Annotated in this window: 24 protein-coding genes and 2 pseudogenes; 15 read left to right on the plus strand and 11 right to left on the minus strand. The window is 65.2% G+C overall.

Annotated elements, in window-relative coordinates:
• Positions 1 to 113 precede the first annotated feature (113 nt).
• From AKJ09_RS10720 to AKJ09_RS10735, 4 genes are all read left to right on the plus strand, one after another.
• On the plus strand, positions 114 to 1,046 hold the full coding sequence (locus tag AKJ09_RS10720; RefSeq protein WP_240488435.1) for a LysR family transcriptional regulator: 933 nt from the start codon (positions 114 to 116) through the stop codon (positions 1,044 to 1,046).
• Positions 1,047 to 1,397: 351 nt separating this feature from the next.
• A complete protein-coding gene (locus tag AKJ09_RS10725; protein WP_146647097.1) occupies positions 1,398 to 1,697 on the plus strand; it encodes a hypothetical protein in 300 nt (99 codons plus the stop codon).
• Between the two features lie 118 nt (positions 1,698 to 1,815).
• A complete protein-coding gene (locus AKJ09_RS10730; protein WP_146647098.1) occupies positions 1,816 to 2,490 on the plus strand; it encodes a VOC family protein in 675 nt (224 codons plus the stop codon).
• Between the two features lie 107 nt (positions 2,491 to 2,597).
• Entirely contained in the window at positions 2,598 to 2,954 is a 357-nt protein-coding gene (locus tag AKJ09_RS10735) for a hypothetical protein (RefSeq protein ID WP_146647099.1), read from the plus strand.
• Between the two features lie 48 nt (positions 2,955 to 3,002).
• Here AKJ09_RS10735 and AKJ09_RS10740 read toward each other — a convergent pair whose 3' ends face one another.
• The 3 genes from AKJ09_RS10740 to AKJ09_RS10750 form a co-directional block, all read right to left on the minus strand.
• A complete protein-coding gene (locus AKJ09_RS10740; RefSeq protein ID WP_146647100.1) occupies positions 3,003 to 3,410 on the minus strand; it encodes a hypothetical protein in 408 nt (135 codons plus the stop codon).
• Positions 3,411 to 3,472: 62 nt separating this feature from the next.
• Positions 3,473 to 4,123 (minus strand): VOC family protein, encoded by a 651-nt coding sequence (locus AKJ09_RS10745; RefSeq protein ID WP_146647101.1) that lies wholly within the window; start codon positions 4,121 to 4,123, stop codon positions 3,473 to 3,475.
• A gap of 252 nt (positions 4,124 to 4,375) precedes the next feature.
• Positions 4,376 to 4,555 (minus strand): hypothetical protein, encoded by a 180-nt coding sequence (locus AKJ09_RS10750; protein ID WP_146647102.1) that lies wholly within the window; start codon positions 4,553 to 4,555, stop codon positions 4,376 to 4,378.
• Between AKJ09_RS10750 and AKJ09_RS10755 the strand changes: the two genes are divergently transcribed.
• On the plus strand, positions 4,554 to 5,309 hold the full coding sequence (locus AKJ09_RS10755) for a helix-turn-helix domain-containing protein (protein ID WP_146647103.1): 756 nt from the start codon (positions 4,554 to 4,556) through the stop codon (positions 5,307 to 5,309). The two genes, AKJ09_RS10750 and AKJ09_RS10755, sit on opposite strands and share 2 nt — an antisense overlap.
• 111 nt (positions 5,310 to 5,420) lie before the next feature.
• Here the strand turns inward: AKJ09_RS10755 and AKJ09_RS10760 are convergent, their stop codons facing one another.
• The 4 genes and pseudogenes from AKJ09_RS10760 to AKJ09_RS56070 all read right to left on the minus strand — a co-directional run.
• Positions 5,421 to 5,969 carry a carboxymuconolactone decarboxylase family protein gene (locus AKJ09_RS10760; protein WP_146647104.1) on the minus strand — a complete coding sequence of 183 codons (549 nt, stop codon included), beginning with the start codon at positions 5,967 to 5,969 and terminating at the stop codon, positions 5,421 to 5,423.
• A 209-nt stretch (positions 5,970 to 6,178) separates the two neighbouring features.
• Entirely contained in the window at positions 6,179 to 6,646 is a 468-nt protein-coding gene (locus AKJ09_RS10765; protein WP_146647105.1) for a nucleoside deaminase, read from the minus strand.
• 46 nt (positions 6,647 to 6,692) lie between these two features.
• Positions 6,693 to 7,163 carry a cyanase gene (gene cynS, locus AKJ09_RS10770; protein WP_146647106.1) on the minus strand — a complete coding sequence of 157 codons (471 nt, stop codon included), beginning with the start codon at positions 7,161 to 7,163 and terminating at the stop codon, positions 6,693 to 6,695.
• Between the two features lie 94 nt (positions 7,164 to 7,257).
• Positions 7,258 to 7,341: pseudogene (locus tag AKJ09_RS56070) on the minus strand (carbonic anhydrase); the annotation flags it as partial.
• 116 nt (positions 7,342 to 7,457) lie between these two features.
• Here AKJ09_RS56070 and cynR point away from each other — a divergent pair.
• Positions 7,458 to 8,399 (plus strand): transcriptional regulator CynR, encoded by a 942-nt coding sequence (cynR, locus tag AKJ09_RS10780; RefSeq protein WP_146647107.1) that lies wholly within the window; start codon positions 7,458 to 7,460, stop codon positions 8,397 to 8,399.
• Between the two features lie 60 nt (positions 8,400 to 8,459).
• Here cynR and AKJ09_RS10785 read toward each other — a convergent pair whose 3' ends face one another.
• Positions 8,460 to 9,224 (minus strand): SDR family NAD(P)-dependent oxidoreductase, encoded by a 765-nt coding sequence (locus AKJ09_RS10785; protein ID WP_146647108.1) that lies wholly within the window; start codon positions 9,222 to 9,224, stop codon positions 8,460 to 8,462.
• A gap of 102 nt (positions 9,225 to 9,326) precedes the next feature.
• Between AKJ09_RS10785 and AKJ09_RS10790 the strand changes: the two genes are divergently transcribed.
• The 5 genes from AKJ09_RS10790 to AKJ09_RS10805 all read left to right on the plus strand — a co-directional run bounded on the left by AKJ09_RS10790 (position 9,327) and on the right by AKJ09_RS10805 (position 12,623).
• Positions 9,327 to 10,238, plus strand: a complete 912-nt coding sequence (locus AKJ09_RS10790; protein ID WP_146647109.1) for a LysR family transcriptional regulator — start codon at positions 9,327 to 9,329, stop codon at positions 10,236 to 10,238.
• Between the two features lie 186 nt (positions 10,239 to 10,424).
• Positions 10,425 to 11,141 carry an SDR family NAD(P)-dependent oxidoreductase gene (locus tag AKJ09_RS10795; RefSeq protein ID WP_146647110.1) on the plus strand — a complete coding sequence of 239 codons (717 nt, stop codon included), beginning with the start codon at positions 10,425 to 10,427 and terminating at the stop codon, positions 11,139 to 11,141.
• A gap of 5 nt (positions 11,142 to 11,146) precedes the next feature.
• Positions 11,147 to 11,275 (plus strand): DUF3237 domain-containing protein, encoded by a 129-nt coding sequence (locus tag AKJ09_RS54755; protein WP_240488436.1) that lies wholly within the window; start codon positions 11,147 to 11,149, stop codon positions 11,273 to 11,275.
• Positions 11,272 to 11,673, plus strand: coding sequence for a DUF3237 domain-containing protein (locus tag AKJ09_RS52850; RefSeq protein WP_169927436.1), 402 nt, complete (start codon positions 11,272 to 11,274; stop codon positions 11,671 to 11,673). Before AKJ09_RS54755 ends, AKJ09_RS52850 begins: the two co-directional genes overlap by 4 nt.
• Before the next feature lie 35 nt (positions 11,674 to 11,708).
• The gene (locus AKJ09_RS10805; RefSeq protein WP_146647112.1) at positions 11,709 to 12,623 is read left to right on the plus strand and encodes a LysR family transcriptional regulator; all 915 of its coding nucleotides are present in this window, start codon (positions 11,709 to 11,711) and stop codon (positions 12,621 to 12,623) included.
• A gap of 78 nt (positions 12,624 to 12,701) precedes the next feature.
• Here the strand turns inward: AKJ09_RS10805 and AKJ09_RS10810 are convergent, their stop codons facing one another.
• From AKJ09_RS10810 to AKJ09_RS10820, 3 genes are all read right to left on the minus strand, one after another.
• Positions 12,702 to 14,519, minus strand: coding sequence for a M23 family metallopeptidase (locus AKJ09_RS10810; RefSeq protein WP_146647113.1), 1,818 nt, complete (start codon positions 14,517 to 14,519; stop codon positions 12,702 to 12,704).
• Positions 14,520 to 14,806: 287 nt separating this feature from the next.
• On the minus strand, positions 14,807 to 15,115 hold the full coding sequence (locus tag AKJ09_RS56535) for a four-helix bundle copper-binding protein (RefSeq protein WP_146647114.1): 309 nt from the start codon (positions 15,113 to 15,115) through the stop codon (positions 14,807 to 14,809).
• Complete coding sequence (locus AKJ09_RS10820) at positions 15,043 to 15,558, minus strand: heavy metal-responsive transcriptional regulator (RefSeq protein WP_146647115.1); 516 nt, start codon at positions 15,556 to 15,558, stop codon at positions 15,043 to 15,045. The genes AKJ09_RS56535 and AKJ09_RS10820 overlap by 73 nt, the downstream gene beginning before the upstream one ends.
• A gap of 248 nt (positions 15,559 to 15,806) precedes the next feature.
• On the opposite strand from AKJ09_RS10820, the pseudogene AKJ09_RS56075 reads away from it, so the two are divergent.
• The 4 genes and pseudogenes from AKJ09_RS56075 to AKJ09_RS10840 all read left to right on the plus strand — a co-directional run.
• Positions 15,807 to 16,037: pseudogene (locus AKJ09_RS56075) on the plus strand (glutathione S-transferase family protein); the annotation flags it as partial.
• 167 nt (positions 16,038 to 16,204) lie between these two features.
• On the plus strand, positions 16,205 to 16,402 hold the full coding sequence (locus AKJ09_RS52855; protein WP_169927437.1) for a glutathione binding-like protein: 198 nt from the start codon (positions 16,205 to 16,207) through the stop codon (positions 16,400 to 16,402).
• Positions 16,402 to 17,052 (plus strand): TetR/AcrR family transcriptional regulator, encoded by a 651-nt coding sequence (locus AKJ09_RS10835; protein ID WP_146647117.1) that lies wholly within the window; start codon positions 16,402 to 16,404, stop codon positions 17,050 to 17,052. Before AKJ09_RS52855 ends, AKJ09_RS10835 begins: the two co-directional genes overlap by 1 nt.
• A gap of 249 nt (positions 17,053 to 17,301) precedes the next feature.
• Positions 17,302 to 19,167, plus strand: coding sequence for a hypothetical protein (locus AKJ09_RS10840; protein ID WP_146647118.1), 1,866 nt, complete (start codon positions 17,302 to 17,304; stop codon positions 19,165 to 19,167).
• Positions 19,168 to 19,272 lie beyond the last annotated feature (105 nt).

Raw genomic sequence — 19,272 nt, forward strand, 5'->3', positions numbered from 1 at the left:
GTCTCCGGTGGATACCTTCGCGTTCGGCGCCACCGAGGCGACCGTCACGCGCCGTGTTCATGGGATAAGCAATACGATCGTCCCGGCACATGGATTAGACAGCTAGATCTGGAATGACTGTCCCACTCATGGGATTATTGGCCCTGGACCTCAACGAAATCCTGGTATTCGCGCGTGTCGTGCAGGCCGGCAGCTTCATCGCGGCGTCGGCGCAGCTCGGGATGCCGAAGTCCACCGTCAGCAGGAAGGTCTCCGACCTCGAGACGCGCTTGAACGCACGCCTTCTCCAGCGCACGACGCGCAAGCTGAGCCTCACGGATGTGGGCCGGACCTACTACGACTACTGCGCGCGGATCGTCGGCGAAGTGGAGGATGCCGAGCGAGCTGTGAGTAGCCTGCAAGACAAGCCGCGGGGCCCTCTTCGCGTGACGGCTGGCCCGAACGTCTCATTCCTCACGCCCATCCTCAGCGACTACTTGAAGCGCCACCCCGAAGTGCGACTCGAGCTCGTGACAACCACGCGCGCGGTAGATCTCGTGGAGGAACGATTCGACCTCGGCATTCGAGCGGGTACCCTTGCCGACTCGACGCTCGTCGCGAGGACCTTGGGACGCGTGGGCTGGTTTCTCGTCGCCACTCCCGCGTACCTCAAGAAGCGTGGCCGACCACGATCGCCCGAAGAATTGGCGCGGCACGACTTCGTGTTCTTCGGCGCTGGGCTCGAGGGCGTGGGACCGCGCCTGGAGAAGGATGGAAGGACCGTGCACGTCGCGCTGTCACCGCGCTTATCGGCGACCGACATGGACGTTGTTCACGGGGTGGCAGCAGCGGGCTTGGGCATCGCCCTGCTTCCGGCGTTCCAATGTGTGGAGGAGCTACGCGACGGCCGCCTTGCGCGCGTCCTTCCTGATTGGAACGCCCCGTCGGTGCAGGTTCACGTGGTGTATCCGAGTACCCGTCACGTCTCTCCCAAAGTGAAGACCTTCGTAGAGCATCTGCTCGCGCGCATGTCGCCGCCGCCGTGGGAGCTCGGCCCCATGCCGTAACGTCGTGGGATGGGGAGGCTCCAACAGCCGATCTACACGTCTACGGCTCGAGCATTACCGTACGTCGTCGCGATAGTTGCACTACACACCCATAGTGACACGCTCGTGACACGCCGCATGTCATGCCCGGTCACCTGCAGTCGCTCCGAGTCTCTGCGTGCAAATTACGAAACCGCGGAAAAGACCGACTTCCGTGCGTAAATAGCGTCTTTCGGCTGATGCTGACGAGAGCCGAGGCAGAGGTTCGATTCCCGGCGCCTCCACCACGATCCGGCAGGAAATCAGCCGGATCGTCTTCGGACTAAAAGTTTGGTCTGGTTTTGGTCCTGGGCTCAAGCGTTCTCCATAGCCTTGGTCCTGCTCCAAGGCTGCCGCCCCGACGGCGCCAGCTCAGCCGAGGACTCCACGCCCACCCCTGTCACGTACGAGTTGACGGCGACCTCGGCCATGTTCACGGTCGCCCCCCTCCCCTGCTCCGGGGAAGGTCAGGCTGAGTACGTCCGAGCCATCTGCAACGATGCCAACGACATCGTTTCTGACGGCACGTGTAGCTACAGCAACGGCGGCCTCCTCGAGCCGAACAACGCTGGTGAGGGCCAAACGGAGGCCGGCAAGTCGACGTGGCGTTGTCCGCGAAAGCGGCCCCGATGACGCCCTACGGGACAGTCACTGTCACTGCGATGTGCACGTAGCTCTCAGGCAGCGACCGCCGGCGTCCGGCTCGGGGACGTGGATGCTCCCCCGCTCTTTCGCGTAGGCTCCTCCGCCCATGGGAGCGCCATTCGTCCTCGATCACGTGTTCGTCTTCGCTCGGCCCGGGGGTCCGGAGGCCACTGCGCTTGCGGCTCTCGAATTGACCGACGGCGGGGGCAAGACGCACCTCGGACAGGGCACGGCCAATCGCTGCTTCTTCTTTCAGAACGCGTTCCTCGAGCTCATCTGGGTGCACGACGAGCAAGAAGCGCGGAGCGCGGCGATCGCGACGACGGGCCTTTGGGAGCGTTCCCAGTATCGGCAAACGGGCGCGTGTCCGTTCGGGATTTGTCTGCGCGCCGCAGGGCCGGAAAACTCCGCGCCTCCGTTCGAGACGTGGGGCTATCGCCCGCCCTATGTCCCGACAGGCTCCGAGATTCCGGTCGCCGTCGCCGCTTCGTTCGCGGAGCCTTTGCTCTTCCTCCAGCGTCCACGAACGAGCGAAGGCCCCGCTGCCGCGCCGGCGCGCGAATCAGAGAATCACGCAAACGGGATCCGAGCGATTCGCAAGATGCATATCACCCTCACGGACGGCGCCACGTTGACGCCGGCCGTTCGCGAGGTCGAGAGGCTCGGCATCGTCACGTTCACCCAAGGGCCCGAGCCGCTCATGGAGCTCGTCTTCGACGAGGCAACCCAAGGGCGAACGGCGGACTTGCGACCGGACCTGCCTCTCCTTCTCCGTTGGTGAGGCGCTCTCACCCGGCTTGGTGGTGTCCACGAGATCGGGGATGATCAGAACCGACGCCAGAGTGCACTATCAAACCAAATATACGCGTAGCGCCGGATAACGATTTGATGGATCTCAAGAATCTCGAAAGACTCGTCGAGGACCAGTTGGCGAACATCGAGCCTGACGACGTTCGAGCCGCCTTGACGAGCTACGTGGTGCGTCCGACTTGTCAGTTGCGACGATGGGACTACGGCTCGGAAGGCGAGCGATTCCCGTGTTGGCTCGTGGCTCGGTTCCACGAGTCGCGAACAGGCATCGCGTACTGTGAGCACGGGTTCGGCCCGGAGTACGCGTGGGGCGTCGTCGGCCTCGGCGACGACGCCATGGGGACGGATGCTGCCTGGCACGTCAGCTTGGAGCAGGCCTTTCGGAACTCGGCGCCGTGGGCCGGACGGAATCCGTCGGATTACGAGGTTCCGTAAGCGTTCCGAGCGTACTTACGGTGACGCGATCGAGCCCCCGCAGTCCCCTCACCCGCCATCGACAGGGCAGACGAACTCGTTGGTTGTGTGGTTGATCGGACACCAGACACACTGCCCCACGATGCAGCGCCCCGTGCCCATGGGCGGGCAGAAACACGGGTTGGAGCCGCGGGGCACCGACGCGAGCGCCGCCTGGTAGCGCACCTCGTCAGCAGCGCTGACCGTCCCGGTTGGGCACCAGCAGCCGTACCCTGGACAGAGGGTCCCCGCGAAGATCGGGACGCAGTCGTTGTCGGTCTGGCAGGACCGGTCGTAGGTCGATGGGTCGAAGTCCACGCACGCGTTGTCGGTCGCTGACCGCCCGGCGTCCGTGTCGGACGTCGCCGCCGTCGTCCCACCGCACGCGGCGACGAACAGAATCCACGCGCATCGCCAGATCGCCGTCCGCTTGCTCATATCCTCAGCACCATACACCCGGCGCGCGAGCGGCGAAGTCCTGCGAATCCGAGGCGCGCGTTTCAACGGCGCGGCGCGCGGTTGACCTGCACGTGCAACGGTCCTCCCCGCTGCTCCTCGACGAGGTATTCGGCATACCACTCGGCCCAATTCTCGTCGTGCTTGCCCGTGAGGGCCTCGTGTTGATCATGAGCGGATGCCGCACGGCGAAGCGCCGACTCCAGATCTCGTGCAGACGAGAAGCTCGTTTCGCGTTCGATGCGGCCGGGGAGTCGGGTCGTGACCTCCTGCAAGATCCAGCCGTTGCCATCCGGATCCTCGAAGGAAGCGAACGACCCGTAGCTGCGTCGATCGGGGTCCGGGCCCTTCACGCGTCCCTCGTTGCCAGCGTGATGGAACACGCGGCCGGCGTCGTGGAATACCTCGCTCACACCGATTTCGCGGGCGACGAGCTCGGCGCGCGTCGCTTCGATGTCCGAGACGACCAGATGAAGTCCCTGCGCGGAGCCGGCAGCGGCGAAGGTGAGGCCCTTGCCAAAGATGACCGAACACGAAGAACCAGGCGGCGTCACCTGGATGATTCGAAAGTCCGAGTCCACGGTGAAGTCGGCGTCGAGCCGCCAGCCGAGGCGCACGTAAAAGTTCTTCGCGCGATCGGCATCGGACACCGGGATGACGATGACTTCGAGCTTCATGTCGCCAATGAGATTCATATCGAGCTCCTTTTCACTTTTCGATGAATGGCTAGACGAAACGTCGTGAGCCTCAGAAACGATCGACATCGACGACGAGTCTGCTCGTACATGGCGGGCGCCTATCCTTGCGGAGAGCAAAGCAGGCTCCGTGCCATGGCCAATCGGCCTGACATGTCGATGCGATAGGCGGACCGCGTGGGTCAGAACCTTACCCGCTGGAAAAAGGGCTGGTCCGCGACCTCCAAGCGGGAGCGCTGATTGCGCTCGTCTTCAGCCGTTGAGGAGCACGTCGACCGTGAGCGTGCGGGTCTCTTCGACGAAGTCTCTTTCGCCGTGAGCCATCCGCACGAGTGTCATCTCTCCGACACCGTCTTCCGAGACACCTCGGCGAGGACTCGCGCGATTCGCAGCGTGAACGGGTGGCACGAACACTGCAGTGCGGCGGGGCATGACGAACCCCCAAAGCCAGTGGTCGCGCGTCGACGCGCTCGACATTCTCGATGTCAGCTCGCCCACGGACAAGCGATGGGAGTTCCACTGGCCGGGCCGCCTCGTCGTGGAGCCGCTCACGGACGGCGTCGAATGGCATCCAAAGAGCGAGACGCGCGAGCTCCCGAGAGGAACGGTCCTCGCCGCGCCGGCCTTTGCGGGGCACGTGCGGATTCACGCTCGGGCGGGGGCTTCCTTCCGCGTGATCTTCGAGGACGTCCGTGATGTGGAGCCGGCCTTCTACGGTCGCGTGCACTACCCGACGGTCTGCAAGCTTTCCGCGAACGATGGCGATATTCGCACCCTCTTCGCGCGGGCGATCGACGCTCTCGAACGGACTGCTCCCACATCCGTCCGGGTCTCGACGAAGATCCTTCGCACGCGGGAAGTGCTCTCGCAGGATCTCACGGTGGAGATGAACCTCGAAGCGCTCGCGGTCGCCGTAGGGATTGCCCCCAGCCATCTCTGCCGCGCGTTCCGGAGGGCGGTCGGTCTACCGCCGTACCGCTTCCGCGCGCATCTGCGGATCGCCCACGCCCGTCTGCTCCTCGCGGCGGGCCACGACTGCACCGACGTCGCGTACCGGCTCGGGTTCTACGATCAGAGCCACCTCTCGCGCTCGTTCAAGGAAATCACCGGCACCACACCCGGCACCTACGCGCGGACGTGCGGCGCGACCGGCGCGAGTCGCCCGCAGCTTCTTTCGGCGGCGTAGACCCTGAATCGCATTCCGTGGCAGCGTTCGAATCGCCGTTTCTGCCGACGAACGCGCTTCAGACTTGCGAGCGAGCCCCCCAATGAAGGAACAGGGGGCATTCCCGTGGGCCTACGCGCTCCATGCGTATGGCTTGAGCGCCTCGTCCAGCGCGGGCTCGGCGATGCTGGCCGTGTAGTTCGTAATCGCGGACGCCGCGACGATGGCGACGATCTCCAGCACCAGATCTGGGCCATAGCCCGCGTCCTGGAACGCCGCGCGGTCACGGTCGTCGAGATGCCCACGCTTTTCGATCATCGCTCTGGCAATGGCGGACATGGCGGCGAGTCGGCGGTCCTTGGGCACACCTCTCGTACGGATGGCCTGCACGTCGTCCGCGCTGACCCCCGCGTCGAGCGCGAGTTTCGAGTGCAGAGCAACCGCCCACGCGGCCGAGTTGGTCACGGCGTCCGTGAGGAGCACGACCTGAACCTCGGCTTCCGAAAAAGAACCGGAGTGGACGTTACGGAACACCGGGGCCAACGAGCTGATGAGCACGGGCGACTCCGCCATGGCGCCCACGAGGTTCGGAACGAACCCAAATGCGTTCTTCAGGACTTGAAGGGCCGGCTTCGACTTCTCGGGCGCCGACTCCATGGTGTGAATGCGGTAGGTAGACATGAGCTTGCTCCCTTGATGTGCATCTCTCGTCGCGGTCTCGAGCGGACAGGATCGTCACGCACCTGAGACGTCGTTTCCGAATGCGAAGAAGGGGCCTAAGCGACTGTCTCGCCGAAGAGCTCCGGGCGCGATGGCTCTCGCGCTAGCCGTCGGCGTGCGGCTCGGCCAACGCCTCGATCCGTGCGCGCCGACGACGAGCGCGGATCGCGTCATCGGGAGTCCAGCTCCTTCCAGCGCTGATAGACCTTGATCGCGTCGCCGTGCGGCTGGTGAACCATCGGAAGCCGGCGCTCGCCGATGGGCTTCGCATATTCCGCATAGAACGTATCGAGTTCGAAGTACTTGCGGTCGTCGCGATAGAACGGCGCATAGTCTTCGCGCGTCGTGATGTAGATCACGCGCTTCGGGCTGCAGTAGTAGAGCGAGCCGAGACACATCGGGCACGGACTGGCGAGGACGTAGATCTCGCAGTCGAACAGGTGCTCGGTGCCAAGCTTGCGGCACGCGTCACGCACCGCGAGGATCTCCGCGTGCGCAGTCGGATCGTGCGTCTGCGCGACGAGATTCGGGCTCTCGGCAAGGATCTCGCCGTCACGGACGATCACCGTCGCAAATGGACGTCCGCCCTCCTCCACGTTCTTCATCGCGAGATCGATCGTGCGTTTCACGAAATCCATGGGATGGCCTCACCGAAAGAGAGTGATTTGAGGAAAAGCGCCGCCATCAGAACGGCTTGGTCGGCAGGTACTTGCCGTCGAGCGTGATGACCGCGCGCGAGCCGCCTTCCGGATCGTCGACCTTCTTCACGTCGAGCCGGAAGTTGATCGCACTGATGATGCCGTCGCCGAACTTCTCGTGGACCAGCGCCTTCAGCGTGGTGCCGTACACCTGCAGCATCTCGTAGAAGCGGTAGATGGTCGGATCGGTCGGCACGCGATCCTCGATGCTGCTGCGCAGCGGAATCGTCTGCAGCAAGAGCACCGCGTCGTCGTCGAGACCGAGCTTGTCGGCCACGCTGCGCGCGGCATCGGCCGGCAGCGCATGCTGGCCGAGCAGCGCCGCGGTGACGAACGCTTCGCTCAGGCCCGTGCCTTCGGTGAGCTGCGCGAAGGACAGGTTCTTGCGCATCTTCGCGGCGATGACGACGTCGGTGAGCGCCTGGCGAGCGGTCTGGCTGGATTGGGACTGGATCATGGCAATACCTCGTTTGGTTGAAGGGGAAAGGTTCAGGCCGCGACGCGCGAAGGCGCGGCCGTGCGCGCCTCGTTCACGACGCGCGCCGAATCGGCGTCGCGAGATTGCGGAACAGCTCGGCGCGCGCCGGAAAGGCTTCACGCTGGAACTTCAGAAATCCTTCAATGATGTCCTTCATCGCGTGTCCTCCATCGGTTTGGCCGAATCGATGGAGGGCAAGCTACGGCGGGCATTCGATAAGGTAAAAGACCGAATTCCAATAGATCGAATAAGAAGCACTTATAGGGAGCCGACATGCAGCTGCGCCATATCCACTACTTCCTGGCGGTTGCCGAACATCGCAGCTTCACGCGCGCGGCCGCCGCGCTGCATGTCTCGCAGCCCGCGCTATCGCAGCAGATCCGGCAGCTCGAGGAGACCCTCGACGCACAGCTCTTCGACCGGACGGGACGCGTGACACGGCTGACGGACGCGGGGGACGTGTACCTCCGCTATGCGCGGCAGGCGCTGCACGATCTGGCGGAAGGCCAGCGCGCCATCCACGACGTGCACGATCTCAGCCGCGGCTCGCTGCGCGTCGCGGTCACGCCAACGTTTACGACCTACCTCGTCGGGCCGCTGGTCGAGGCTTTTCACGGCCGCTATCCGAACGTCGCGCTCACGGTGCTCGAGATGTCGCAGGAGCGGATGGAGGCGCTGCTCATCCAAGGAGAACTGGACGTGGGCATCGCCTTCGAGGACGTGAGCACCGCCGATATCGACGTGCAGGCCTTGCTGGTGGAGACGCTCGCGCTGGTCGTCAACCGAGGGCACACGCTCGCGAAGAAGCGCTCGATCGGGCTGCGCGCGCTGGACGACGCGTCGCTCGTGCTACTGACCGCCGAATTCGCGACGCGCGAACAGATCGACCGCTATTGCCGACAGCACGACGTGCGGCCGCGCGTATTGATGGAGGCAAACTCGCTGAGCGCGGTGATCGAGATCGTACGGCGCACGAATCTCGCCACGCTGCTGCCGTCGACCATCACCGGCGAGCGCGACGACCTCGCCGCCATCGCGCTCGAACCGTCGCTGCTGAAACGCACGGCGGTGCTGCTGCAGCGCAAGGGGGCTTATCGGAGTGCAGCCGCGCGCGCCTTCGTCGAACTCGCACTCGAACACGCTGCCGCGCATGCTGCGCGTTCGGAGCAACGCCGTACGACGACGGAGCGTGCATCGAGCAAGCGCGGTCGGTAGATCGTTCGGGAGACCTGATGCAGCTGCCGCAAGCGCGCTCGCAGGCAAGGCGACTGTTGTTCACCAAGTCTGGGCGCCAGCGCGCACCAGCATCTCGTTGACCGCCACGCGCCGATCGCGAGTGACGACGTACGCCACGGCATCGGCAACGTCTTCGGGCAAGAGCTTCTCGACCCCGCCAGTCTGCTTTGCGATTGTCTCCCGAACATCCGCACGGAGGTGCGTATCCAGTTCCGTCTGGACGATCCCAGGTTCGACGAGGCTCACGCGCACCCGTTTCGACTGCATCTCTTGCCGAAGCGATTCGCTAAAGGCGTTCACCCCGAACTTGGTCAGGCTGTAGACGGCCGTGGACGGCCGTGCGACGCGACCTGCCGTCGAGCTGATGTTCACCAGGTCCGCGACGCGACGCGACGAGTCTTCAGCGGCGCGAACGAGGTGAGGCAGCGCCGCGCGCGTCATGGTCAAAACCGCGCGTACGTTCACCGCGAGCATTCGCTCCCATTCTTCCTCCGGAGCCTCCGCCACCGCGCCCACGAGCGCCAAGCCGGCGTTGTTGACGAGGACGTCCAATCGTCCGAACTCGGCGACCGCTCGTTGGATCGCCCCGCGCGCTTGGGCGGGCTCCGTGATGTCTGCCTCGATGGCGAGCGCGCGGCGCCCACCTCCCGCCAGCGTCGCCACGAGCTTCTCGAGCCGCTCGCGCCGCCGCGCCACGACCACGACGTTCGCGCCCTCTGCCGCGAGCCGGCGCGCGGTCGCCTCACCGATGCCGCTGCTCGCGCCGGTTACCAGCGCGACCGTCCCTTCCAGCCTCTTTTCCATGTGAGCCTCCTTCTTCCGTTTCAGGCCCAGAGCATGGGTCCACCCGCGCCTTTAGAGAACCCGTGGACTTCTTTCCGCGGTATGAAAGAAAACTAACAACCGATGCGAAACGACCTCGCGGGCCTCAACGCCATCCTGGCAGTCGCCGAGAAGCGCAGCTTCACGGCCGCGTCCGCGGAGCTGCGCGTGACTCCGTCCGCCATCAGCCAGAGCATCCGAGCGCTCGAGGATCGAGTCGGCGTTCGCCTCGTGCAGCGCACGACCCACAAGGTCGGACTGACCGAAGCAGGCGAGCGCTTCGTCGCGCAGCTCCGGCCTGGGCTCGATCAGGTGGAGCAGGCGTTCGCATGCATCGAGGACATGCGAGATCGCCCGTCGGGCCTGCTGCGCCTGTCGATGCCCCGCTTCGCATTCAGTTACGTCATTCAACCGCGGCTCGCCGCGTTTCTGGCGAAGTATCCCGAGATAAGGCTCGACGTCTGGGTCGACGACGCCCGGGTGGATATCGTCGAAGCCGGCTTCGACGCGGGCATCCACCTCGGCGAGACCATCGCCCGCGAAATGATCGCCGTGCGGGTAAGTGACGATCAGCGCATGGCCGTCGTCGCATCGCCCGCCTACTTCGCGACGCACGGCAAGCCGAAGCACCCGCGCGATCTCCGGACGCACGACTGCATCAACTACCGGCGCTCGCCGGCCGATTCAGTCTACCGCTGGGAGTTCACCGAGAACGGCCGTGACTTCGAGATCGCCGTCGAGGGGCGAATCCAGGTGAGCGACCGCGAGCTGATGGTCGTCGCAGCGCTGGACGGGCTCGGAATCGCGTACGTCGCGGAGAGCCGCGTCGCCGAGCATCTCTCGGCCAAACGACTCGTTCGCGTGCTCGCAGGGTGGAGCCCGCCCTTCCCTGGACTCTTCCTCTACTACCCGAGCCGCGCGAACATCGCCCCGAAACTACGGGCGCTCGTCGATTTCTTGAGACCTACGCCGCGGAAGCAAGCGCCGCGGTCGTAGGAGCAGATCGGGTTGCGCAGGGCGCGCTACGCACGCTGGAACACGATGCGACGGCTCCAGAGGCCGCAGTGCGCGATTCTTCCACTTGCCGGAAGGGTGTGTCCCCGGTAGGGCCCATTCTGCTGGCTCTCCACCGACCGTACATCTTGGGAGTGCGCCACCACCGCGCGCAGACAAGAGGGTCACATGGTCCGTGAAGAGAAGAAGGTCGCCATCATCACCGGAGCATCGCAGGGAATCGGAGCGGGTCTCGTAAGAGCCTATCGCGAGCGCGGCTTCCGCGTCGTTGCCACCGCCCGAACCATCAAAGCTTCCCAGGACGAGCACGTCGTCGCCGTCGCCGGAGACATTCGCGAGCGGAGGACCGCAGAGGCGGTGGTCGGCGCGGCCAAGGAGCGCTTCGGGCGACTGGACACGTTGGTGAACAACGCCGGCGTCTTCGTTGCCAAGCCGTTCGTGCAGTACACCCAAGAGGACTTCGACCTCGTGACCGGGGTCAACGTCGCCGGCTTCTTCCATATCACCCAGCTCGCCGCCGCTGAGATGCTGGCGAGGCAGTCGGGACACATCGTCAATATCACCGCGACGCTCGCCGACCAGCCCCGAGCCTCCGTCCCGGCGGCGCTGGCATCGCTGACGAAGGGTGGGATCTCGGCCGTGACGACCGGGCTTGCGATCGAGTTTGCCAAGCAGGGTGTGCGGGTGAATGCCGTCGCGCCGGGCATCATCGATACCCCGATGCACTCGCCAGAGGCTCACGACTTCCTCGCGAAGCTCCATCCGATGGGGCGCGTCGGAGCGATCGAGGATGTCGCCAATGCGGTCCTATTCCTCGAATCGGCTCCTTTCATCACGGGCGAGGTCGTCCACGTCGACGGTGGCTGGCACGCAGGTCAAGGTTGACCGCGATGCAGTCACGCTTGCTCATGACGTTGCAGGTCGGCGTGGATCGACCGCAAAACATCGGCGCCGTTCCCACCGGCACGCGACGGACGGCGCCGCTCTCCGGGCACCCCAAAGGAGGAATCGCTCCGTGAACTCCCGTCCGCTCATGCAGCTTCGTCTTTCCACGTCACCCACGCAAAACGTCGGCCACACGCCTGACGGCCAGCTATCGATCTTCCCTGTCGTCGGCGGCACCTTCGAGGGCGATCGCTTGCGCGGCAAGGTGCTCGCCGGTGGTGCTGACTGGGTCACCAAAGGCTCCGACGACGTCCTTCGACTCGACCTGCGCATCACGCTCGAGACCGAGGACGGAGCCTTGATCTACATGACGTTCACCGGCATTCGCGACGACGCGAATCACTACTTTCGCACGCTGCCACGCTTCGAAACGGCATCGCCGAAGTACGCCTTCTTGAATCGCCTCCTCGCCGTCGGCGTTGGAGAGATTCGCCCGGACGGCCCCGTGCACGTCATCGAGGAAATCCTGTAAGACAGCCCGTGCGTCGTTCACTATCCTCCGGGGAGATGGGCATCCCCGGAGAAGGCGCGCGGCTGGAAAACTACGAGGCGTTCATCGCCATCGTCGACACGGGCAACCTCACGCGCGCCGCGGCCCGCCTGAAACGGTCGCTGCAGTCGATCAGTCGTTCGCTCACAGCGCTCGAGGAGCATCTCGGAGTCGAGCTCGTTCGTCGCACGACGCGCCTTGCCCAGCCGACCGACGCTGGGCTCGCCTTCTACCGGCGGATCAGCGTCGCCCTCAACGACATCGCCGGGGCAGAGGCCGATCTCCGTGAGGTGACCCGCGGACTCAGCGGCTCGATCGGCATCGCGGCCTCCGCGTTCTTCGCGGCCGAGTACCTTGTCCCGGCGATTCTCGAATTTTCTAAGCTGTACCCGGCCGTCGAGTTCGACCTGCGCATTTCGGAGACCTTCACCGACTCGGTGAGCTCCGGCGTCGACGTGATGATCCGCATTGGACGGCTGCCCGCCTCTCCGCTGAAGGCGCGCAAGATCGCGTCGCTCCGTCGCGTCGTCGTGGCGTCTCCGGCCTATGTGGCGCAATACGGTCGACCGGAAAGCCCGGCCGAGCTTGCACACCACTCGTGCATCGTGCGTTCGTCGGCGCAGGACGCGAAGGCCTGGACCTTCCACGGCCCCGACGGCACCTCGGAGCGCGTTGCGGTCAGTGGCAAGGTCACCACCGACAATTCCTACGTGGTGAAGCACGCCATGCTCTCCGGGCTAGGCATTGCCGTGGCGCCGTTCTTTCAGTTCCGCGAAGCGGTGGAAGCGGGACATGCGGAGATCCTCCTGGGAGACTTCACGCTTCCACAAATCCCGGTGCACGCAGTCTGGCCAGCGAGTCCCAAGTCCCCGGCAAGGGTTCGCCGCTTCGTCGACCTGTTGGAGCAAAGACTCAAGAAGGAGCTGACCTAGGAGCTCCCATCGGTGTGCGAAGCGACGCGGAGCCCATGAGCGACGACCTCACGGGCTCCGCGGACGCGCCGCGCTCGGTCAGGGCTGGGCCGTACAGGTCCCCGAGGCCTTCGCAAACACCGCGTTGAACTTCGTGCCGCTCGCGTAGACCTGGACCTTCTGCAGGACGTAGCCGTGCGCGGTCTCCCAGTCGAGCGCGGACTGATAGCCGGTCGCCAGCTGGTCGACGTACTTGTGCGGCGTGCATCCGGCGGCGGGGCGCGCGAGCACCGAGAACTTCGGCGGGCTCCAGGTGGTGTCCGCCACGACCTGCGCGAGCTGGAGGCCCGCCGGGATATTGGCGATATCGGACAACGCCTGAGACGCCGAGCGCCCGTACGTCATCCAGTTCGAGGCCGACGCACTCGTCGTGAACACGGCCGCGTAATACTGCGTACCGGCGACTTGATAGGGGAAGAAGTCCCCGATGTTGTAGCCGCCGCTCACGATGAACGCCTGATACATGCTGTCGAGCGAGGCCTGCGAGAGCTGGCTCCACACGGCCGTCGACTCACCGGACTGCTTCGGCGTGGCCGTGAAATCGTAGATCGGCGCTCCGCTGCCGTTGATCCGCACGCGCATCTCGCGCGGGATCCAGGTCTTGTTGAAGCCCATGTAGTCGCTCAAGGCCGACGACGCGACACCGACCTGGAGGAAGTACGGGTCGGTCGAATACCGATAAGACCCGGTGACCTTGAATCCGCTCTTGTCATAGAAACTGAGCGTGGCGGGCGCGTAGTTCATCCCGTTCAGATAATCGGGATAGGCTGTAAACGGCCCCCACCCGAGATCGTGGAAATCGGGCAAGAAGGGGGCGAACAGGCGTGAGTAATAGGTCGGCTTGTCGGGCTGCGTCGTCGGATCCATGACGTAGCAGCCATCTTTCTGCATCTGGTAGTCGCCGAACGGATCGACCTCCACCACCTTCTTGTCGTCCGGTGCGGGGCGCGGGGCGGCGATGTAGATGTGGAGATGGTTGTTTCCCCACGCCGACGTCGCGTTTCCGGACGAGTCGATGTGATCCATGACGGTCATCGTGCTGCCGGCCCGCGCGATCTTCTGCCCGCGCTTCACGTTCTGCCCCGGCTGGACCGGAATGACGTCGGCGTTCGTTCCCCACCAGTTCGCGAGCGGGACCTTGTTCGCCGCGATCTTGTACCAAGCGCACGCTTCGATCCCGTGGCAGTCCATGTTCTTGACTGCGTTCGAGTCGTTCGTCGCGCCGTTCCGAAGGTGCATGTAAAACGAGTAGATCTTCTTCCCGTTGGCGCCCGTGTGCTCGATGACGATCGTGTTGCCGCCGCCGCCCGGAGGACCGTCGAAGTAGACGCCGATGACCTTGCCGTCGGCGACGGCGAGGACGTCGAAGCTCGGATCGTCGCTGCCCGTCACCGACCCGCGCCAGAAGTCTACGCCGCCGTGATTGCCGCCGTTGTCGTAGAGCCACGTGGCGAGCCCGGTGACCTGATAGCCCGAGGACTGCGTGCCGAACGGCAGGGACATCGGGAGCGGAGCGCGCACACCGCGGAGGAAGTTCGTTCGCTCCGTCACGTCGGGATACGCGGCGGACGGCCCCTGCACGTTCGTCAGCAGCCGATTCGTCAAATCGGTCTTCGTCGCGGACGCCGGCATCGCCGCGATGCTGTCGCTCCACTCCTGGAGGACCGCGTTGACGCCGCTGGTGGTCATGTTCTCGCCGCGAACGGGCGTCGGCGTGCCGCACGCGAGGGCGGGATCCTCGACACGATACGCTTCGGCCGTACTCGACACCGACTCGCTCAACGAATCAGCGCTGGAGCAGCCACCGACGACGACGAGACCGAGAATGCCTGCCGAGCCCAAAATGGATTTTCGCATGGAATGAAGTTCCCCCTTCGAGTGAGAAGGTCGCTCTGACGATGACAGCCGAGCCGGCGTCCGTGCCTCCGCCGCTGCGCGCACGTCACCACGACGGACGACACGTCTCGGAGGACGATCGTCCGGTGGCCCGCGGAGCGAGGGGGGTGGGACCAAACTCGGGAGGCGTCAACTTAGAGAATCGACCGAGATCTCCAAGTCCCCTACTTGGACTAATCCATTTGAGGGACCGTCAGGTGCCACGCTCGAAGAAGACTGCAGAGCGCGAGGGCATGTCGCGAGGGGAACTACGTCGCACAGGCAGAAGCGCACGACGTGCACGCGGCCGCGCACGATCCGCATCCGGTCTTCGCGCACTCCACCGCGCACGCCTCGCATGCGAGCTTGCAAAGCTTCCGTGCCTCTTCCGCGAGGGGGCTGCTCCGGGCCTCGAGCCTAGCGGCGAGCTCGCATGCGTCGATGCAGTCGCGGCACGCGCGGATGCAGTCGGCGTTGGCGGTCGCGTCCTTCCGCAGGCAATCCTCTATGCACCGTTCGCACGCCTCGACGCACGCGAGACACGCGGAGGGGGAACTTTGGATCGTCGTGTTGGCCATGATGGGCTCCTTTCTTCGTCGGTTTGGGTCACTTGCGGCTCGGAGAGCGCCGCGAGGATTGAACAGTGCTCCACGGCCGTGTCGCCGCCGCACACGTCGACGAGTGCGGCCACCGCGCGCCTGAGGTCCTCGAGCTCCGCGAGCTTGTGCTCTATCGCGGCGAGCTTCTCGCGAGCTCGAGCGCGCACGGACTTGCACGGCGCCCCCGGGCGCGCGCGCAGGCTCAAGAGGTCCTTCGTCTCGGCGAGGGTGAAGCCGAGATCCGCGGCGCGGCGGATGAAGCGAAGTCGCGCGACGGCGGTCTCGTCGTACTTGCGGTACTCCCCGGATGCGCGCCGGGGCTGAGGCATGAGCCCCAGCCGCTCGTAGTAGCGCACCGCCTGAACGCTCACGCCCGCGCGTTTCGCGAGCGCTCCGATCGACAAGGGCGTCGAGGTGTCCATGGGGGAATGATGGCCCCTATAGTCGACTACAGAGTCAAGTCCTTACCGATCGAGCTCTCGAGCGGCGCGGACGGCCGCGCTTCCCCAAGGGCATCGCGACATCGATTGCGTTGCTCCCTTCGAGCAGGCTGACCGTTCACGAAAGAGCGAAGGCACCGCTGGCCCCGCCGCGTTGACGCCGGCCGTCCGCGACGTCGACTCGTGGGCTTGAGTTGCGCATGCCCGAATTTAAATATACGGTCGTTCGTATGTCTATCGTTCTCTACGGCGCCCCCCGCTCGGCGAACGTCCACCGGGTGCGGCTGACGCTCTCGTTCCTCGACTTGACCTATGAGGAGCGCAGGATCGACTTGCGCCGCGGGGAACAGCGCGAGGCGCCCTACCTCGGCATCAACCCGATGGGGCAGGTGCCGGCGCTCGTGGATGAAGGCAACGTCCTCACCGACAGTCACGCCATCGCCGTTTATCTCGTTCGGCGGTATGGCGACGAGACGCTTCTCCCGCGCGATCCGCTCGACGAAGCGCGCGTCTTGCAGTGGCTCTTCCTCGACGCGAACGAGATTCACAACGGCATCGGCTATGCGCGCAACCACTACACGTTCGGCATACCGGGAGATGGGCCTGGCGCTGTTGCGCGGGGCAGCGAGTGCTCGAAGTCCTGGACGGAGTCCTGCGCGATCGGGAGTGGCTCGAGCTCGGCCGGCCAACGTTGGCGGACATCGGATGTGCGCCGCTCATCGGGCGCGCGGAGGAAGCGCAGATCTCGGTTGGTGACTATCCTCACGTCGCGAGCTGGCTCGGTCGCTTTCAGCGCCTTCCGCGCTATGTTCCGATGCCGGCCTGATGCAGAGAAAGCAAGCCACGGAGACGAGTCCCAAGACCGCGACGACGGACGGCCGGCGCGCGCGCGGCGATCGAACGCGCCGACGCGTGCTCGATGCTGCCGTGATGCAGGCCTCGCGCTTCGGGTTGGAAGGGCTGACGATCGGCACCGTCGCGCAAGGAGCGGCCGTCAGCAAGGGCGCGATCACCGTTCTCTTCGGTGACAAGGAAGCTCTCCAGCTCGCGACGCTCGAAGACGCCGTGGCTCGCTTTCGCGCCGAGCTCGAACGGGTGGACGTCGCCGGTAAGAGCCGAGTGCATGTGCTGGCCGCATTCTTCGAGCGCTGGTTCGACTTCGTGAAGCGGAAGAAGCTGCCCGGCGGGTGCTTCCTTCACGCCGCGACGAGCGAATACCGAGCACGGCCCGGCGTCGTTCGCGACCGCATAAGCGAGCACCGTCAGAGGTGGCGCGACACCGTCAAGCGCCTGCTCATCGATGCGCGCGACGCCGGCGAGCTCGAAGCTGGAACCGACGTCGATCAGCTAGCGTTCGAGCTGCTCGCTTGCCAGGCGGCAGCCGACTGCGCCGATCTGTACGGCGACGGCGAGACCTTCGAACGCGCGCACCGCACGGTGAAGGAGCGCCTCACGGTACGAAGGCGGAAACGGTAGCGCTTACGAGAAGCGAGGGACGTCGCCGCAACGCCTCTTGCGATGGGACGTTCCTGTTTCCGATTTTCCGATTCGAAGGGGCTGCAAGCACGCTGAAAACCGCGTCCGCGCCGTTGCTCCTACAGGCCAAAAGTTCGGCGTACTGCGAAGTAGGTTGGCCTCGAGAGCCTCGAGAGCGTCAAAACTCTGGCGCTTTGACCAAGAGCATTTCGTGAGACAGTCGGCGATCGTCCCCAGGAGATCTTCCCGATGTTCCCGAATCACACTGCGCTTATGGCGCGTCTGCTCGCCGTGTCTGCTCTCGCGCTCCCGTTCACGCTCGTCGCGGCTTGCGAAACGGGTTCCGGGGCCGATAGCAACGCCATTCCGGAGGTCGATCCGAACGGCGCCGATGCGTCGACCGGAAACAACACCGGCGGCGACGATGGCCGCGACGCGCAGAGCGACGCCACGAGTGGTTGCGCGTCGCCGGGGGATTGCCCCGCGCCGCAAACGGCGTGCAAAACGAGCACGTGCAGCGACAGCACATGTGGAACTGCAAACGCAGCGAACACGACCGCGTGCACCGACAATGGCGGCCGAATCTGCGACGGCGCGGGCAATTGCGTCCAATGCAACCAGGCAGCGGATTGCCCGGCACCGACGACGGTCTGCAAGACGAACACGTGCAGCGGAAACGCATGCGGGACACAGAATGCCGCCAAGGGCACGGCATGTGCGGACAACGGGGGCGTGGTCTGTGATGGCAATGGGAGCTGCGTTGCCGCTCACTGCACCGACGGCGTGAAGGACGCCGATGAAACCGACGAGGACTGCGGCGGCGCCTCCTGCGGGCCTTGCAGCACGAACGCACATTGCGGAAAAGACAGCGACTGCGAGAGCAAAGTCTGCCATCCAACCGCGCATACCTGCACTGCCCCCGCCTGCGATGACAAGGTGCAGAACGGCGACGAAACCGACAAGGATTGCGGTGGCAGCACGTGCGGGAAGTGCGCGGACAAGCTGCACTGCGCGGGCAACCGTGACTGCGCGAGCAACGACTGCTTCGGCGGCGCGCCAGGCACGTGCGTGTCGTGCAGCGACGGCGTCAAGGACGGCAACGAAACGGACACCGACTGCGGAGGCGCGACGTGCGATGCACAAAACAAGCGCTGCGCGAACGATCACGGCTGCACCACGTCGGATGACTGCCAGAGCGGCTTCTGCGAAAACGGCACGACGTGCAAGCCTCGACTGAGCGGCACTACGTGCACGGACAACGCTCAATGCGCGAGCGGCGTCTGCGGCGTGAACGGAACGGGCAATTGCTGCAACTCGGCGTGCATCGTTGGGGGGACGTGCGGGGCCACCTCGTGCGACAGCAGCGGCGCCTGCGTGTACCCGAGCGGAACCACCAGCTGCGGAGCTCCGCGGTGCACGGACGGCCAGCTGACGCCTGCAGGCACCTGCAACGGTGCGGGCACCTGCGGAGCAGCTGCGCCTGCCTCTTGCCCGAACGGCCTGAAATGCGCGAGCGCCACGGCCTGCCTCGCCATGTGCACCACCGATCTCGATTGCCAGTCGTCGAGCTCGTATTGCACCGGCGGCCAATGCGTGCCGAGGGGAACCAACGGTGCGCTCTGCAACAGCAACAATGCGTGCACGAGCGGCCGCTGTGGCGTCTCCGGATCAGGCCACTGCTGCGCCACCAGCTGCCCGTCGGCCGTCGCCGCCTGTGGCGCGACCGATTGCGACGAAAGCGGCGCCTGTGCCTACCCCGGAACGACCAAAGCACCCGCAGCATTGTCGACCCCCGGCGACTGCCAGAAAGTCGTCTGCAACGGTAGCGGCGGCGTCACCAGTGTCGATGACGCAACCGACCTTCCGACCTCGAACAGCGCGTGCCAAGTCAACCCGGCGTGCTGCGGTCCGAGCCCGCTCACCCCGTGTTTCACGTCTGCTCCGGCCACCACGCAGTGCACCTCCGCCGCGGACCCAGCAAGTCATGTGTGCGGCGACCCGAGAAACGCCTTCATCGCCGGCACCTGCGTGCAGTGCAACTCGAACGCGGACTGCACCTCCATCAATCCCGCAGGCACGCTCGCGTGCAACACGACGTCCGGCCTTTGCGAGTAGGGCTAGCGGGCTTGCATGTCCTGCGGGCCTGTCCTACTTAGAGCGAGCCAGAAAACGCACGCCGGTTGGTGAGCCCGGCCCCCTCTTCGGAGGTCAATCGTCGGC

The sequence above is a fragment of the Labilithrix luteola genome, assembly GCF_001263205.1.
Lineage (GTDB): Bacteria > Myxococcota_A > Polyangia > Polyangiales > Polyangiaceae > Labilithrix > Labilithrix luteola.

What these genes read in the sequence shown, in the direction of transcription:
- AKJ09_RS10720 (WP_240488435.1), top strand. Translation starts at nt 114, where the DNA reads ATGACTGTCCCACTCATGGGATTATTGGCCCTGGACCTCAACGAAATC.
- AKJ09_RS10730 (WP_146647098.1), top strand. Translation starts at nt 1,816, where the DNA reads ATGGGAGCGCCATTCGTCCTCGATCACGTGTTCGTCTTCGCTCGGCCC.
- AKJ09_RS10735 (WP_146647099.1), top strand. Translation starts at nt 2,598, where the DNA reads ATGGATCTCAAGAATCTCGAAAGACTCGTCGAGGACCAGTTGGCGAAC.
- AKJ09_RS10740 (WP_146647100.1), bottom strand. Translation starts at nt 3,410, where the DNA reads ATGAGCAAGCGGACGGCGATCTGGCGATGCGCGTGGATTCTGTTCGTC.
- AKJ09_RS10745 (WP_146647101.1), bottom strand. Translation starts at nt 4,123, where the DNA reads ATGAATCTCATTGGCGACATGAAGCTCGAAGTCATCGTCATCCCGGTG.
- AKJ09_RS10755 (WP_146647103.1), top strand. Translation starts at nt 4,554, where the DNA reads ATGACGAACCCCCAAAGCCAGTGGTCGCGCGTCGACGCGCTCGACATT.
- AKJ09_RS10750 (WP_146647102.1), bottom strand. Translation starts at nt 4,555, where the DNA reads ATGCCCCGCCGCACTGCAGTGTTCGTGCCACCCGTTCACGCTGCGAAT.
- AKJ09_RS10760 (WP_146647104.1), bottom strand. Translation starts at nt 5,969, where the DNA reads ATGTCTACCTACCGCATTCACACCATGGAGTCGGCGCCCGAGAAGTCG.
- AKJ09_RS10765 (WP_146647105.1), bottom strand. Translation starts at nt 6,646, where the DNA reads ATGGATTTCGTGAAACGCACGATCGATCTCGCGATGAAGAACGTGGAG.
- cynS (WP_146647106.1), bottom strand. Translation starts at nt 7,163, where the DNA reads ATGATCCAGTCCCAATCCAGCCAGACCGCTCGCCAGGCGCTCACCGAC.
- cynR (WP_146647107.1), top strand. Translation starts at nt 7,458, where the DNA reads ATGCAGCTGCGCCATATCCACTACTTCCTGGCGGTTGCCGAACATCGC.
- AKJ09_RS10785 (WP_146647108.1), bottom strand. Translation starts at nt 9,224, where the DNA reads ATGGAAAAGAGGCTGGAAGGGACGGTCGCGCTGGTAACCGGCGCGAGC.
- AKJ09_RS10790 (WP_146647109.1), top strand. Translation starts at nt 9,327, where the DNA reads ATGCGAAACGACCTCGCGGGCCTCAACGCCATCCTGGCAGTCGCCGAG.
- AKJ09_RS10795 (WP_146647110.1), top strand. Translation starts at nt 10,425, where the DNA reads ATGGTCCGTGAAGAGAAGAAGGTCGCCATCATCACCGGAGCATCGCAG.
- AKJ09_RS54755 (WP_240488436.1), top strand. Translation starts at nt 11,147, where the DNA reads ATGCAGTCACGCTTGCTCATGACGTTGCAGGTCGGCGTGGATCGACCG.
- AKJ09_RS10805 (WP_146647112.1), top strand. Translation starts at nt 11,709, where the DNA reads ATGGGCATCCCCGGAGAAGGCGCGCGGCTGGAAAACTACGAGGCGTTC.
- AKJ09_RS10810 (WP_146647113.1), bottom strand. Translation starts at nt 14,519, where the DNA reads ATGCGAAAATCCATTTTGGGCTCGGCAGGCATTCTCGGTCTCGTCGTC.
- AKJ09_RS56535 (WP_146647114.1), bottom strand. Translation starts at nt 15,115, where the DNA reads ATGGCCAACACGACGATCCAAAGTTCCCCCTCCGCGTGTCTCGCGTGC.
- AKJ09_RS10820 (WP_146647115.1), bottom strand. Translation starts at nt 15,558, where the DNA reads ATGGACACCTCGACGCCCTTGTCGATCGGAGCGCTCGCGAAACGCGCG.
- AKJ09_RS10835 (WP_146647117.1), top strand. Translation starts at nt 16,402, where the DNA reads ATGCAGAGAAAGCAAGCCACGGAGACGAGTCCCAAGACCGCGACGACG.
- AKJ09_RS10840 (WP_146647118.1), top strand. Translation starts at nt 17,302, where the DNA reads ATGTTCCCGAATCACACTGCGCTTATGGCGCGTCTGCTCGCCGTGTCT.